Source organism: Streptomyces hesseae, assembly GCF_031845785.1.
GTDB lineage: Bacteria > Actinomycetota > Actinomycetes > Streptomycetales > Streptomycetaceae > Streptomyces > Streptomyces hesseae.
Genome location: NZ_JAVRFI010000011.1, coordinates 124,253 through 137,800, shown reverse-complemented (window position 1 = coordinate 137,800; position 13,548 = coordinate 124,253). Strand labels below are relative to the sequence as shown.

General features: G+C 73.3%; 13 protein-coding genes. 12 read left to right on the top strand and 1 reads right to left on the bottom strand.

Annotation, left to right across the window (positions count from 1 at the left end):
* The first annotated feature begins 47 nt into the window (after window positions 1-47).
* The 11 genes from bioB to RM609_RS18740 all read left to right on the top strand — a co-directional run bounded on the left by bioB (window position 48) and on the right by RM609_RS18740 (window position 11,812).
* Window positions 48-1,343 (top strand): biotin synthase BioB, encoded by a 1,296-nt coding sequence (gene bioB / locus RM609_RS18790; protein WP_311612340.1) that lies wholly within the window; start codon window positions 48-50, stop codon window positions 1,341-1,343.
* A complete protein-coding gene (locus RM609_RS18785) occupies window positions 1,336-2,640 on the top strand; it encodes an adenosylmethionine--8-amino-7-oxononanoate transaminase (RefSeq protein WP_311612339.1) in 1,305 nt (434 codons plus the stop codon). Before bioB ends, RM609_RS18785 begins: the two co-directional genes overlap by 8 nt.
* Window positions 2,641-2,659: 19 nt before the next feature.
* Window positions 2,660-3,376 (top strand): dethiobiotin synthase, encoded by a 717-nt coding sequence (bioD, locus tag RM609_RS18780; RefSeq protein ID WP_311612337.1) that lies wholly within the window; start codon window positions 2,660-2,662, stop codon window positions 3,374-3,376.
* A gap of 140 nt (window positions 3,377-3,516) precedes the next feature.
* A complete protein-coding gene (locus tag RM609_RS18775) occupies window positions 3,517-4,200 on the top strand; it encodes a class I SAM-dependent methyltransferase (RefSeq protein WP_311612336.1) in 684 nt (227 codons plus the stop codon).
* A gap of 51 nt (window positions 4,201-4,251) precedes the next feature.
* Complete coding sequence (locus RM609_RS18770) at window positions 4,252-5,130, top strand: LLM class F420-dependent oxidoreductase (RefSeq protein WP_311612334.1); 879 nt, start codon at window positions 4,252-4,254, stop codon at window positions 5,128-5,130.
* A 202-nt stretch (window positions 5,131-5,332) separates the two neighbouring features.
* Entirely contained in the window at window positions 5,333-6,682 is a 1,350-nt protein-coding gene (locus RM609_RS18765) for a hemolysin family protein (protein ID WP_311612333.1), read from the top strand.
* Window positions 6,679-7,692, top strand: a complete 1,014-nt coding sequence (locus RM609_RS18760) for a hemolysin family protein (RefSeq protein ID WP_311612331.1) — start codon at window positions 6,679-6,681, stop codon at window positions 7,690-7,692. Before RM609_RS18765 ends, RM609_RS18760 begins: the two co-directional genes overlap by 4 nt.
* Window positions 7,693-7,747: 55 nt before the next feature.
* Window positions 7,748-8,542, top strand: a complete 795-nt coding sequence (locus RM609_RS18755; RefSeq protein WP_311612330.1) for an SGNH/GDSL hydrolase family protein — start codon at window positions 7,748-7,750, stop codon at window positions 8,540-8,542.
* Window positions 8,543-8,636: 94 nt separating this feature from the next.
* Window positions 8,637-10,070 (top strand): adenylosuccinate lyase, encoded by a 1,434-nt coding sequence (purB, locus tag RM609_RS18750; RefSeq protein WP_311612329.1) that lies wholly within the window; start codon window positions 8,637-8,639, stop codon window positions 10,068-10,070.
* Window positions 10,071-10,072: 2 nt separating this feature from the next.
* A complete protein-coding gene (gene mug, locus RM609_RS18745) occupies window positions 10,073-10,576 on the top strand; it encodes a G/U mismatch-specific DNA glycosylase (RefSeq protein ID WP_311612327.1) in 504 nt (167 codons plus the stop codon).
* A 78-nt stretch (window positions 10,577-10,654) separates the two neighbouring features.
* Complete coding sequence (locus RM609_RS18740) at window positions 10,655-11,812, top strand: ROK family protein (protein ID WP_311612325.1); 1,158 nt, start codon at window positions 10,655-10,657, stop codon at window positions 11,810-11,812.
* An 18-nt stretch (window positions 11,813-11,830) separates the two neighbouring features.
* Here the strand turns inward: RM609_RS18740 and RM609_RS18735 are convergent, their stop codons facing one another.
* The gene (locus RM609_RS18735) at window positions 11,831-12,580 is read right to left on the bottom strand and encodes a GntR family transcriptional regulator (RefSeq protein ID WP_311612323.1); all 750 of its coding nucleotides are present in this window, start codon (window positions 12,578-12,580) and stop codon (window positions 11,831-11,833) included.
* Between the two features lie 206 nt (window positions 12,581-12,786).
* On the opposite strand from RM609_RS18735, the gene RM609_RS18730 reads away from it, so the two are divergent.
* Window positions 12,787-13,545: an SDR family oxidoreductase gene (locus RM609_RS18730; RefSeq protein WP_311612321.1), complete on the top strand. Its 759-nt coding sequence runs from the start codon at window positions 12,787-12,789 to the stop codon at window positions 13,543-13,545.
* Window positions 13,546-13,548: the final 3 nt, after the last annotated feature.

Genomic DNA, 13,548 nt, shown 5'->3' with positions numbered 1-13,548 from the left:
CGATCTCTCCTTGGCCGGGGGCGGTGGAGTACGCGAGGATCTGCGCCATGGACCTGCTGAACACGCTGGTGGAGAAGGGGTTGCGGCGGGAGCTGCCGACCCGCGAAGAGGCACTCGCCGTACTGGCGACCTCCGACGACGAACTGCTCGACGTGGTGGCGGCGGCCGGAAAGGTACGCCGTAAGTGGTTCGGGCGGCGGGTGAAGCTCAACTACCTCGTCAACCTCAAGTCGGGCCTCTGCCCGGAGGACTGCTCGTACTGCTCGCAGCGGCTCGGCTCCAAGGCCGAGATCCTCAAGTACACCTGGCTGAAGCCGGACGAGGCCTCGAAGGCCGCCGCCGCGGGTGTCGCCGGGGGCGCGAAGCGGGTCTGTCTGGTGGCCAGCGGGCGCGGTCCGACGGACCGGGACGTCGACCGGGTGTCGAAGACCATCGAGGCGATCAAGGAGCAGAACGAGGGCGTCGAGGTGTGCGCCTGCCTCGGTCTGCTCTCCGACGGCCAGGCCGAGCGGCTGCGCGCGGCGGGCGCCGACGCCTACAACCACAACCTCAACACCTCCGAGGCCACCTACGGCGCCATCACCACCACCCACACCTACGCCGACCGCGTCGAGACGGTGCGGCAGGCCCACGCGGCGGGCATGTCCGCCTGCTCCGGCCTGATCGCGGGCATGGGCGAGAGCGACGCCGACCTGGTGGACGTGGTCTTCTCGCTGCGGGAGCTGGACCCGGACTCGGTGCCGGTCAACTTCCTCATCCCCTTCGAGGGGACGCCGCTGGCCAAGGAGTGGCACCTCACCCCGCAGCGCTGCCTGCGGATCCTGGCGATGGCGCGGTTCGTCTGCCCGGACGTCGAGGTCCGGCTGGCGGGCGGCCGCGAGGTGCATCTGCGCACGATGCAGCCGCTGGCGCTGGAGATCGCCAACTCGATCTTCCTGGGCGACTACCTGACCAGTGAGGGCCAGGAGGGCAAGGCCGACCTGGCGATGATCGCGGACGCGGGCTTCGAGGTGGAGGGCGCGGACACGACGACGCTGCCCACGCACCGGGCCGACGTCGCCTCCGCCGCCTCCGCCGGTGGTTGCGGCGGGCACTCGGGCGGCGGCTGCGGGCCGTGCGGCGACGGTGGCGGTCACGGTGACGCGGAGGCTGCGGCCTCGGCTTCGGGCGGCTGTGGTTCCGCGGGTGTCTGCGGTACGGCTGTGGCCGAGGTGCCGGCCGAGACCGCCACCGTCGCGGAGACCGCCTCCGCCGCGGGCCAGGCCGCGCCCGGCGAGGTCCGCCCGGATCTGGTGGCCGTGCGCCGCCGGGGCGCGGGGACGGACCTGCCGCCCAATGCCTGAGCCGCTCGACCCCGGCCGGCTGCTCGACCTCGACCGGCGGCACGTCTGGCACCCCTACGGCCCGATGCCGGGCCGCCAGGAGCCGCTGGTCGTCGAGTCCGCCTCCGGGGTGCGGCTGCGGCTGGCCGAACCGGCCCATGGTTCCCGTGAGTTGATCGACGGGATGTCCTCGTGGTGGTCGGCCGTCCACGGCTACAACCACCCCGTCCTCAACGCGGCCGCACAGGCGCAGTTGGGGCGGATGAGCCATGTGATGTTCGGCGGGCTCACCCATGAGCCCGCCGTCCGGCTGGCCACCACCCTCGTGGACATCACGCCCGAGGGGCTGGAGCACGTCTTCCTCGCCGACTCCGGCTCGGTGTCGGTCGAGGTCGCGATCAAGATGTGCCTCCAGTACTGGCGTTCGCTGGGACGGCCGGAGAAGCGGCGCCTGATGACCTGGCGCGGCGGCTACCACGGCGACACCTGGCAGCCGATGGCCGTCTGCGATCCCGACGGCGGCATGCACGAGCTGTGGTCCGGGGCGCTGCCGAAGCACGTCTTCGCGGACACCCCGCCGGGCGGCTTCACCGACGACGCCGACCCCGCCTACGTCGCGCACCTGCGCGAGCTGCTGGCGCGGCACGCCCATGAGCTGGCCGCCGTCATCGTGGAGCCGGTGGTGCAGGGCGCGGGCGGCATGCGCTTCCACTCCCCCGCGTATCTGCGGGTGTTGCGGGAGTTGTGCGACGAGTACGACGTGCTGCTGGTGTTCGACGAGATCGCCACGGGCCTCGGCCGTACGGGCGCGCTCTTCGCCGCGGACCACGCGGGTGTCACCCCGGACGCGATGTGCGTCGGCAAGGCGCTGACCGGCGGCTATGTGACCCTCGCGGCGGCGCTGTGCACCTCCCGGGTGGCGCGGGGCATCAGCTCCGGCGAGGTCCCGGTGCTCGCGCACGGCCCGACGTTCATGGGCAACCCGCTGGCCTGCGCGATCGCCAACGCCTCGCTGGAGCTGCTGCTCTCCGGGGACTGGCGGACGGAGATCAAGCGGATCGAGGCGGGGCTGCGGGACGGCCTGGCCGGCGCCGCGGACCTGCCGGGCGTACGGGACGTACGGGTGCTCGGCGCCATCGGCGTCGTCGAGCTCGACCACGAGGTGGACATGGCGGCGGCCACCCGTGCGGTGGTCGGCTCCGGGGTCTGGCTGCGGCCGTTCCGGAACCTGATCTACACCATGCCGCCGTTCGTCACGGCCGACGAGGACCTGGCGAGGATCTGCGCCGCGGCGACCGCCGCCGCGCGGGTGGCGTGACGGGAAGAGGGAGAGATTCATGTCGGTACTGGTCGTCACGGGCACGGGCACGGAGGTCGGCAAGACCGTGGTGACGGCCGCGATCGCGGCGGCGGCGCTGGCCGCCGGCCGCTCGGTGGCCGTCCTCAAGCCCGCGCAGACCGGGGTCGCGGTGGACGAGCCGGGCGACGTCGCGGAGGTGCTGCGGCTCGCGGGGCCCGTGACCGGGGTCGAACTCGGCCGCTTCCCGGAGCCGTTGGCCCCGGCGACGGCTGCCCTCCGGGCGGGCCTGGACCCCGTGCGGCCCGCCGAGACCGTCCGGGCGGTGCGGGAACTGGAACACACGCATGATCTGGTGCTCGTCGAGGGCGCGGGGGGGCTGCTGGTCCGGCTGGACGAGGACGGCTCCACGCTCGCGGACGTGGCGGGCCCGCTGGACGCGCCCGTCCTGGTCGTCGCCCAGGCGGGGCTCGGCACGCTCAATGTCACGTCGCTGACGGCGGAGGCGCTGGCCGCGCGGGGGCTGCGGCAGGCGGGTGTGGTCATCGGCAGTTGGCCTGCCGGGCCTGATCTGGCGATGCGGTGCAATCTTGTGGATCTGCCGGATGCGGCGGGGGCGCCGCTGCTCGGCGTTCTGCCGGAGGGGGCGGGCGGGTTGGCGCCTGCCGACTTCCGCCGGGCCGCGGGGGGCTGGCTGGCGCCGGAGCTTTCGGGCGGCTGGGATGCCGCGCGCTTCGTGGCGGCACACGGGGGTTGATGCCCCGGTCCCGCCCTTTCACCGTTTCCCGGGGCTCTGCCCCGGACCCCGGTCCTCAAACGCCGGACGGGCTGTGAAGTACTCGGTCCGCCCCGGGGAACAATCGCGGTAGCCGCCGTATCCCCGGGAAGGGGTGTGCCATGCAGCTCCGTAGTACCAGAACCCCGCACGACGCCGTGCACCATCCGGTCTTCGCCCAGGTGTGGGCGAAGGTGAGCCCCGTGCTGGACGACCGCGCCGGGATGGCCGAGTACCGGCGGGAGCTGCTGGCCGGGCTCTCGGGCCGGGTCATCGAGATCGGCGCCGGGAACGGGCTGAACTTCGCCCACTACCCCGGCACCGTCTCGGAGGTCGTGGCGATCGAGCCGGAGCGCGGGCTGCGCCGGCTGGCGGTGGACGCCGCCGTACGGGCCGGGGTGCCCGTGGACGTGGTGCCGGGCGCCGCGGAGGCGCTGCCGGTCAAGAGCGAGGCGTTCGACGCGGCCGTGGTCTCCCTCGTGCTGTGTTCCGTCCGGGATGTGCGGCGCTCGCTGGGCGAGCTGCGGCGCGTTCTGAGACCGGGCGGTGAGCTGCGGTTCTTCGAGCACGGCATCGCCCAGGGCCGGGTGCTCGCGGATGTCCAGCGGGGGCTGGACCGGACGGTGTGGCCGTTGCTCTTCGGCGGCTGCCACACGGCCCGCGACCCGCTCGCCGCCCTCGACGGGGCGGGGTTCGAGCTCGGCGCGTACCGGCGGCTGCTGATGCCCCGCACCCGGGTGCCGATGCCCTCCGCGACCTGTGTGCTGGGGGTGGCGCGCCGGCCCGCCGAACCCGCGAACAGTTGAACGGAGGCACCCTCCGGTAAGTTGGCCGTACACGACAACCGAGGGGGCTCCATGTCACGTCCGTTCCGCTTCGCCGTCAACATGCTGAATGCCGGTACGTCCGCCGAGTGGCGGGAGAAGTGCCGCCGGGCGGAAGCGCTCGGCTATGACGTCATCCTCGTGCCGGACCACCTCGGCATGCCCGCGCCCTTCCCCTCCCTGGTGGCGGCGGCCGAGGTCACGGAGCGGCCGAGAGTCGGCACGTTCGTGCTCAACGCGGGGTTCTGGAACCCCACGCTGCTGGCCCGCGAGGTGGCCTCCACCGATCAGCTCACGGGCGGCCGTCTGGAGCTGGGGCTGGGCACCGGCTATGTGCGTGAGGAGCACGAGCGGGCCGGGCTGCCGTTCGGCTCACCGCGCGAGCGGGTCGACCACCTGGAGCGCACGATCGTCGAGCTCGACCGGCTGCTCGCCGACCCGGAGCACCGCCCGGCGGCCGCCCAGTCGCCCCGGGTGCCGCTGCTGCTGGGCGGCAACGGGAACCGCGTCCTGCGGCTGACCGCCCGGCACGCGGACATCGCGGGCTTCACCGGCACGACCAAGGACGCCGCCGGGAACCTCCATCTGATCACCCCCGACGCGCTCCAGGAGCGCGTCGCCGCCTACCGGGGCTTCGCGGCCGGCCGGACCGAGCCCGCCGAGCTCAACTATCTGGTGCGCTTCGTGGCGGCCGGCGGCGACCGGCGCGCCAAGGCCCGCGAGCTCCTCGACCAGGCGCCCGGGCTCGCCGAGGACGACCTGCTGGCCCACCCCACCGCCCTGACCGGCACGGTCAAGGACATGGCCGAGCAGCTGCGGGGCCACCGCGAGCGGTACGGGTTCACGTACTTCACCGTCCTGGAGCCCGCGCTGGAGGCCTTCGCCCCCGTGATCGAGGAACTGCGAGGCTGATCACAGCCAACCGCTTTGCTGGTCCTTTACTATTGATGGTCATCATCGTCAGTGATGGTGACCATCCTGTTTCCCAGGGATCCGACCCTGTCATGAGTGAAAGGTGTGAGCGTCCGCCCATGGGCGAGCCCCCCAGTAGTCCCCGGAGCCGACATCGCGCGGTCCTTCCTCCCCTGCCCGATCATGGGACGGAGGTGAACCGATGACCGAAGTCCTCCTCCTGGTGGTGGCGCTGCTGCTGACGCTCGCCTGCGCCGTCTTCGTCGCGGCGGAGTTCTCCCTCACCACCGTCGAGCGCGCCGAGCTGGAGCGGGCGGCCGACAGCGGAGAGCGCGGCGCCGAGGGCGCCCTCAAGGCCGTCCGGAGCCTCACCTTCCAGCTGTCCGGAGCGCAGCTGGGCATCACCGTCACCGGCCTGATCATCGGCATGATCTCCAAGCCGTCCATCGCCGCGCTGCTCACCGGCCCGGTGGAGGCGCTCGGCCTGTCCGCCTCGGTGGCGTCCCAGATCGCCCTGATCCTGGGCACGGTGATCTCCACCGTCGTGCTGATGGTCGTCGGCGAGCTGGTGCCCAAGAACTGGGCGATCTCCCGGCCGCTGCCGATGGCCAAGCGGGTCGCGGGCCCGCAGCGCGCGTTCAGCGCCGCCTTCCGCCCGCTGATCCGCCACCTCAACAACACCGCCAACCACGTCGTGCGCCGGATGGGCCTGGAGCCCGCCGAGGAGCTCGCCACCGCGCGCGGTCCGCAGGAGCTGATCGCGCTGGCCCGGCACTCCGCCAAGGAGGGCGCGCTGGAGGCGGACACCGCCGAGCTGTTCGTCCGCACCCTGAACCTCGCGGACCTGACGACGGAGAACGTGATGACCCCGCGCGTCCAGGTCATCGCGCTCGACGCCCGGGCCACCGTCGAGGACGTCGCCAACGCGACGCTCGCCACCGGCCTGTCCCGCTTCCCCGTCTACCAGGGCAGCCTCGACACCGTCGTCGGCCTAGCCCACGTCAAGGACGTCCTGGCCATACCGTCCGACGAGCGCCCGCGCCGCCCCGTCACCGCGATCCTGCGCGAGCCCCTGCTCGTCCCGGAGTCACTGACCGTGGACCGGCTGCTGGACCGGCTCGCCGGCAAGCGCAGCATGGCCGTCGTCATCGACGAGTACGGCGGCACGGCCGGCGTCGTCACGCTGGAGGACATCATCGAGGAGGTCGTCGGCGAGGTGCGCGACGAGCACGACCCGCACGCGCTGCCCGACCTGGCCCCCGCGGGCCGGGACGCCGACGGCCGCAAGCTCTACGACGCCGACGGCGCGGCCCGCACCGACCAGCTGGAGCACATCGGGCTGCGCGCGCCGGAGGGCCCGTACGAGACCGTGGCCGGGCTGATCGCCACCGAGCTCGGCCGGATCCCGGACGAGGGCGACACGATCGAGGTCGCGGGCTGGCGGATCCGGGTCACCGACGCCGCCGGGCGGCGCGCGGCCCGGGTGCTGCTGACCGCCCCCCTGCCGGAGGCGGACGGCGGCGCGGCCGCCGAGGGGGGTGCCGGCCGATGACGCTGGTCCAGTTGCTGATCGGGCTGGCGACGCTGGTCGTCAACGCCTTCTTCGTGGGCGCGGAGTTCGCCCTGATCTCCGTGCGCCGCGGCCAGATCGAGCCCTACGCGGACGCCGGCGACCGCCGGGCCCGTAGCGTCCTGTGGGGCCTGAAGCACATCTCGGCGCTGATGGCCGCGGCCCAGCTCGGCATCACGCTGTGCACGCTGGTCCTCGGCGTGGTGGCCGAGCCCGCCATCGCGCATGTGACGACGCCGCTCTTCGAGGCGGTGGGGCTGCCGGACGGGATGATCCACCCGCTGTCCTTCGTGATCGCCCTCGCCCTGGCCACCTATCTGCACATGCTCTTCGGCGAGATGGTGCCGAAGAACATCGCGCTCGCCGAGCCGGTGCGCACCGCGCTGCTGCTCGGCCCGCCGCTGGTGACGCTGGCGCGGGCCCTGCGGCCCTTCGTCTTCGCCATCAACCGGCTGGCGAACGGGGTGCTGAAGCTGCTGCGCGTCGAGCCGAAGGACGAGGTCACGGCCGTCTTCTCGGACGACCAGCTCGCCCGGATGGTCGCCGACTCCAGCGCGGCGGAGCTGCTGGACCAGCGGGCCACCGCGCGGCTGCGCAACGCCCTGGAGCTGGGCAAGCGCCCGGTCCAGGACGTGGTGATGCCACTGGAGCGCGTGGTCAGCGCCCACTTCGGGGTGACCCCGGAGGAGCTGGAGCGGCTCTCCGCCTCCTCCGGCTACTCGCGCTTCCCCGTGGTCGACGACGGGAGCCGCATCCTGGGCTATCTGCACGTCAAGGACGCCCTGGACGCCAAGCCGCGCGACATGCCGTTCCCGCTGCGGCGGATGCGCCCGATCGCCCGGGTCCGGGCGGACACCCCGCTGGACGACGTGATCACGGCCATGAGCGGCACCGGCGCCCACCTCGCCGCGGTCATCGGCGAGGACAACCGGCTGGCCGGGCTGGTCACCCTGGAGGACGTGCTGCGCGAGCTGGTCGGCTCCCGGCCCTGACACCGCCCCCGACCGGCGGCTCCCCGGCGGCGGGGGCGATAGGATCGCCCCCGCCATGCCGATGAATGCCGCGTACACGCACCCCGAGCCGTACACCAGCTTCGTCGCTGTCGGCGACTCCTTCACCGAAGGCATGTCCGACGGCCTGCCGGACGGTTCCTACCGCGGCTGGGCGGATCTTCTCGCCGCCCGGCTCGCGGCCCGGACCACCGGCTTCCGCTACGCCAATCTGGCGGTGCGCGGCAAGCTGATCGCCCAGATCGCCGACGAGCAGGCGGGCCCGGCCGCCGCCATGGGCGCGGATCTGGTGACGCTGGTGGGCGGGCTCAACGACGTCCTGCGCCCCAAGTGCGACGTGGACCTCGTCTGCGCCCGTCTCGCCGAGGCGGCGGACAGGCTGGCCCCGAGCTGCCGGCAGCTGGTGCTGATGCGCAGCCCGGGGCGCCGGGGCCCGGTGGCGGAACGGTTCCGGCCGCGGATGGAGCACCTCTTCGGCTTCGTCGACGAGCTGGCCGAGCGGCACGGCGCGGTGGTCGTGGACCTTTTCGGCGCCGATGTCCTGGGCGATTCCCGGCTGTGGGCCGAGGACCGGCTGCACCTCGACGGCGAGGGGCACCGGCGGGTGGCCGAGGCGGTCTGGCAGGCGCTGGGCCACCCGGCGGAGTTCGACTGGCGGGCGCCCCTGCCCCCGGCCGTGCGCCCCGGCTGGGCCGCCCGCCGCACGGCCGACGCGCGCTTCGCCCGGGAGCACCTGGCCCCGTGGATCGGCCGCCGGCTGACCGGCCGCTCCTCGGGCGACGGCCGGCCGCCCAAGCGCGCCGAGCTGCTGCCGTACGAGCCGCTGCCCTAGCGGCGCTCTCGTAGCAAGCCACGCCCCTCTTGTAGCAAGCGACAAACCGGGGCGGGGCATCCGTCTGCGCGAACCGCCAGTAGACTTCGGTCACGTGACTGCAAAGCCCCGCATCCCCAACGTCCTCGCCGGCCGCTACGCCTCCCCCGAGCTGGCCGTGCTGTGGTCCCCCGAACACAAGGTGAAGCTGGAGCGCCGGCTGTGGCTGGCCGTGCTCCGCGCGCAGAAGGACCTGGGGATCGAGGTGCCCGACACCGCCCTCGCCGACTACGAGCGCGTCCTCGACCAGGTCGACCTGGTCTCGATCGCCGAGCGCGAGAAGGTCACGCGGCACGACGTGAAGGCCCGCATCGAGGAGTTCAACGCCCTCGCCGGCCATGAGCACGTCCACAAGGGCATGACCTCCCGCGACCTCACGGAGAACGTCGAGCAGCTGCAGATCCGGCTCTCCCTGGAGCTGGTCCGCGACCGCGTCGTGGCCGTCCTGACCCGGATCGGCAAGCTCGCCGCCGACCACGCCGAGCTGGTCGTCGCGGGCCGCTCGCACAACGTCGCCGCGCAGGCCACCACGCTGGGCAAGCGCTTCGCGACCACCGCCGACGAGCTGCTGGTGGCCTTCGCCCGTACCGAGGAGCTTCTCGCCCGCTACCCGCTGCGCGGCGTCAAGGGCCCGGTCGGCACCGCCCAGGACATGCTCGACCTGCTCGGCGGCGACACCACGAAGCTCGCGGAGCTGGAGCGCCGGACCGCCGAGCACCTCGGCTTCGCGCACGCCTTCACCTCCGTCGGCCAGGTCTACCCGCGCTCCCTCGACTACGACGTCGTCACCGCGCTGGTCCAGCTGGCCGCCGCGCCGTCCTCGCTCGCCAAGACGATCCGGCTGATGGCCGGCCACGAGCTGGTCACCGAGGGCTTCAAGCCCGGCCAGGTCGGCTCGTCCGCGATGCCGCACAAGATGAACACCCGCTCCTGCGAGCGCGTCAACGGCCTGATGGTGATCCTGCGCGGCTACGCCTCGATGACCGGCGAGCTGGCGGGCGACCAGTGGAACGAGGGCGACGTCTCCTGCTCGGTGGTCCGCCGCGTGGCGCTGCCGGACGCGTTCTTCGCGCTCGACGGCCTGCTGGAGACCTTCCTGACCGTCCTCGACGAGTTCGGCGCCTTCCCGGCCGTCGTCGCCCGTGAGCTGGACCGCTACCTCCCCTTCCTCGCCACCACCAAGGTGCTGATGGGCGCGGTGCGGGCCGGTGTCGGCCGCGAGGTCGCGCACGAGGTCATCAAGGAGCACGCGGTGTCCTCCGCGCTGGCGATGCGCGAGCAGGGCGCCGAGCGCAACGAGCTGCTGGACAAGCTCGCCGCCGACGAGCGCATCCCGCTGGACCGCGCCGCGCTCGACGCGCTGATGGCCGACAAGCTGTCCTTCACGGGCGCCGCGGGCGACCAGGTCGCCACGGTGGTCTCCCGTATCGAGGAGATCGCCAAGCGGTACCCGGAGGCGGCCGCGTACGCGCCGGGGTCCATCCTTTAGGCATGACTCCTGAAGACCTTGAGGCCGCCCGCGACCGTCTCGTCCCCGACGTGGTCGCGGACGGCCTCGACGTCCTGTTCTGCGGCATCAACCCCGGGCTGCTGACCGCCGCCACGGGCCATCACTTCGCCCGCCCCGGCAATCGCTTCTGGCCCGTCCTCCACGCCTCCGGCTTCACGCCCCGCCGGCTGGCCCCGGCGGAGCAGGGCGAGCTGCTCGCGTACGGACTCGGGATCACCAATGTGGTGGCCCGGGCCTCCGCGCGGGCCGACGAGCTGACGGACGAGGAGTACCGGGAGGGCGGGCGCGTTCTCGTGGAGAAGGTCCTCCTGCTGCGGCCGAAGTGGCTGGCGATAGCCGGTGTGACCGCCTATCGCGTCGCCTTCGGCGACAAGAAGGCGAAGATCGGGCCGCAGGAGCGGACGATCGGGGAGACGCGGATCTGGGCGCTGCCCAGGATGGCCGAGGAGTACGGGCGGCTGCGCGCCGCCGTGAGCGACGGGTAGGCCCTGGCGCTCGCCCCCTCGACTCCCACCGGCTACGATCCGTCGGCAAAAGGAGCGCAAAGCGAGGAGGCGGGCAACGTGGGGCGGCTCACCGGCGGGGATCCGTCGCTGCTGCGGCGGATCAATTCGGCCGTGGTCCTGCACGCGCTGCGCGCCGCCGAGGCCCCCACGCTCACGGACCTGGTCACGGTGACGGGCCTGTCCCGGCCGACCGTCGAAGGCGTGGTCGAGGGGCTGATCGACACCGGTCTGGTGGTGGAGGCGGCCGTCGACGAGAGCGCGACGCGCCGTCAGGGCCGCCCCGCCCGGCGGTTCCGCTTCCGGGTGGAGGCCGGGCATCTGCTGGGCGTCGAGATCGGCCCGCACCGCGTCGCCGCGCTGATGGCGGACCTGGGCGGACGGGTCATGGGCTCCGCGCAGGTGGAGGTCTCCGCGACCGCGTCGGCCGACGAGCGCCTGGAACAGGTGCGGGTGGCCGTCGCCGACCTGCTCAAGCGCTCGGGTGTGGCCCGTAGTTCGCTGCGGGCCGTGGGCGTGGCCACCCCCGGCATCGTGGAGGCGGACGGCACCGTACGGCTGAGCACGGCGCTGCCGGGCTGGACGGGGCTGCCGCTCGGAGAGCGGCTGCGCCGCTCGTTCCGCTGCCCGGTGCTGGTGGAGAACGACGCCAACGCGGCCGCCGTGGCCGAGCACTGGAAGGGCGCGGCCCGGCAGTCCGACGACGTCGTGTTCGTGCTGGCCGGGCTGAGCCCGGGCGCCGGCGCGCTGATCGGCGGGCGGCTCCACCGGGGTTTCGGGGGCGCGGCCGGGGAGATCGGCGCGCTGCATCTGCTGGGGCGCGAGGCCACCCCCGAAGAGGTCCTCTCCCCCACCGGGGAACCGCTGCATCCGCTGGACGAGGCCCAGGTGGCCGAGGTGTTCGCGCTCGCGGCGCGGGGGGACGAACGCGCCCGGGCCGCCGTGGAGCGGTATCTGCGCAGGCTCGTGCACGACGTGGCGGCGCTGGTGCTGGCGCTGGACCCGGAACTGGTCGTGGTCGGCGGCTGGGCCGCCGGCCTGGACGGGGTCCTGGAGCCGCTGCGCACCCAGCTGGCCCGCTACTGTCTGCGGCCGCCGCTGGTGGCCCAGTCGCTGCTGGGCGAGGCGGCGGTGGCCACGGGGGCGCTGCGCCTGGCCCTCGACCACGTCGAGAAGCAGCTCTTCGCGGTCGAGAGCACGGTCACCGCCCGGCGGTGACCGGCGGCGGCCGGCGCGTCAGCCCGCCAGGAGCTGTACGGCGGGGGCCGTGGCGTCCCCGAAGGTCAGCCGGCAGGTGTCGGCGCGGTACGTGGCCACGGCGACGGCGGCGGTGCGCCCGCCCGAGAAGTAGCGCGTGGTGACGACGAGGACGGGTGAACCGGGCAGCCTGTCGAGCTGCTTGGCGTCGTCGGCGCGGGCCGAGCCGAGCTCCACGGCCTGGTCCTGCCCCTCCATCCGCAGCCGCTGGAGCTCGCGCAGCACGGCGTGGGCGCGGGCCGGCCCGGTGGGCGGCTCGTCGGCGGCGAGGCCGGGCACGCTGGCGGCGGGCACGTACAGCACCTCGGTGGCGACCGGCTGGCCGCGCGTCTTGCGGGTGCGACGGACGGTGTGCAGCGATGTGGCCGGATCCATGTCGAGGAGCCGGGCCACAGCGGCCGGCGGAACCTGCTCGGCACCGTCGACGGGCTGCCAGGCATCGCCGGGCGCGCCGGGCCAGGAGTGCTCGGGGTCGGTGACCGCGACCCCCATCCGGGGCGGGGCGACGGTGGTGCCGACGCCGCGCCGGCGCTGCAACCGGCCCTCGAGCTCCAGTTGCTCCAGCGCCTGACGGAGCGTGGCCCGGGCGACGCCGAAACGGGCCGCGAGCTCACGCTCGTTGGGCAGGATCTCACCCACCCCGAACTCGGAGTCGAGTGCGTCACTGAGGACGGTCTTCAGGTGCCAGTACTTGGGCTCCGGCACCGATTCCAGCTGCGTGCTCCCCACCCTGACCCTCCGCAAAGGCTTTTCGCGCGCTTATTTATTAAAGGTTGTTGCAGTATGCCTGCGACCATAGGGCGGTGCGCTTACTTGGTCAAGACCAATGGCGTCGCGAACCGGACACTGTCAGTGCCCTCCGATACCGTCGGATACGGTTATTGATCACCAGTACGAGTCGGTGGGGAATCGACGGAACGTCAAGGGGGCGCACGATGCGACAGGTCCCGGACCAGGTCACGGTGGTCACCGGAGCGAGCAGGGGCATCGGCGCCGCGGTCGCGCTGCGGCTGGCGCGCGCGGGTCACGCGGTGGCCATCGGCTACGAGCGCTCGGCGGACGCCGCGGAGAAGACGGCCGAGGCGGTGCGCGCGGAGGGCGTGGCGGCGGTCGCCCTCCAGGTCGACACCAGCGTCGAGAGCGAGGTCGACGCCTTCTTCGAGGCGGTGAAGGAGCGGCTGGGCGCGGTCACCGGCCTCGTCAACAACGCCGGGATCACCGGGCTGTTGGGCCGTTTCACGGAGACCCCCGTGGAGCAGATGCGCCGCGTGGTCGACGTCAATGTCACCGGCGCGCTGATCTGCGCCCGGCGGGCGGCGCTGGAGATGTCGACGAGCCACGGCGGGCAGGGTGGCGCGATAGTCAACATCTCCTCGGCCGCCTCCACCCTGGGCAGCCCGGGCGAGTACGTGCACTACGCGGCGAGCAAGGCCGCCGTGGACGCCATGACGATGGGCCTGTCCAAGGAGCTGGCCGCCGAGGGCATCCGGGTCAACTCCGTCCAGCCCGGCATGATCGTCACGGACATCCACGCCGCGATGGGCGACCCCGAGCGACCCTGGCGCAAGGCCGGCGGCATACCGATGGGCCGCCCCGGCGAGCCCGAGGAGGTCTCCGGGGCGGTGGCGTGGCTGCTGTCGCCGGAGGCGTCGTACACCACGGGCGCGGTGCTCCGCGTGGCCGGCGGGCTGTAGCCG

Bases quoted from the DNA above. Each gene is read 5' to 3' on its own strand.
- bioB (WP_311612340.1), top strand. From the start codon at position 48: ATGGACCTGCTGAACACGCTGGTGGAGAAGGGGTTGCGGCGGGAGCTG.
- RM609_RS18785 (WP_311612339.1), top strand. From the start codon at position 1,336: ATGCCTGAGCCGCTCGACCCCGGCCGGCTGCTCGACCTCGACCGGCGG.
- bioD (WP_311612337.1), top strand. From the start codon at position 2,660: ATGTCGGTACTGGTCGTCACGGGCACGGGCACGGAGGTCGGCAAGACC.
- RM609_RS18775 (WP_311612336.1), top strand. From the start codon at position 3,517: ATGCAGCTCCGTAGTACCAGAACCCCGCACGACGCCGTGCACCATCCG.
- RM609_RS18770 (WP_311612334.1), top strand. From the start codon at position 4,252: ATGTCACGTCCGTTCCGCTTCGCCGTCAACATGCTGAATGCCGGTACG.
- RM609_RS18765 (WP_311612333.1), top strand. From the start codon at position 5,333: ATGACCGAAGTCCTCCTCCTGGTGGTGGCGCTGCTGCTGACGCTCGCC.
- RM609_RS18760 (WP_311612331.1), top strand. From the start codon at position 6,679: ATGACGCTGGTCCAGTTGCTGATCGGGCTGGCGACGCTGGTCGTCAAC.
- RM609_RS18755 (WP_311612330.1), top strand. From the start codon at position 7,748: ATGCCGATGAATGCCGCGTACACGCACCCCGAGCCGTACACCAGCTTC.
- mug (WP_311612327.1), top strand. From the start codon at position 10,073: ATGACTCCTGAAGACCTTGAGGCCGCCCGCGACCGTCTCGTCCCCGAC.
- RM609_RS18730 (WP_311612321.1), top strand. From the start codon at position 12,787: ATGCGACAGGTCCCGGACCAGGTCACGGTGGTCACCGGAGCGAGCAGG.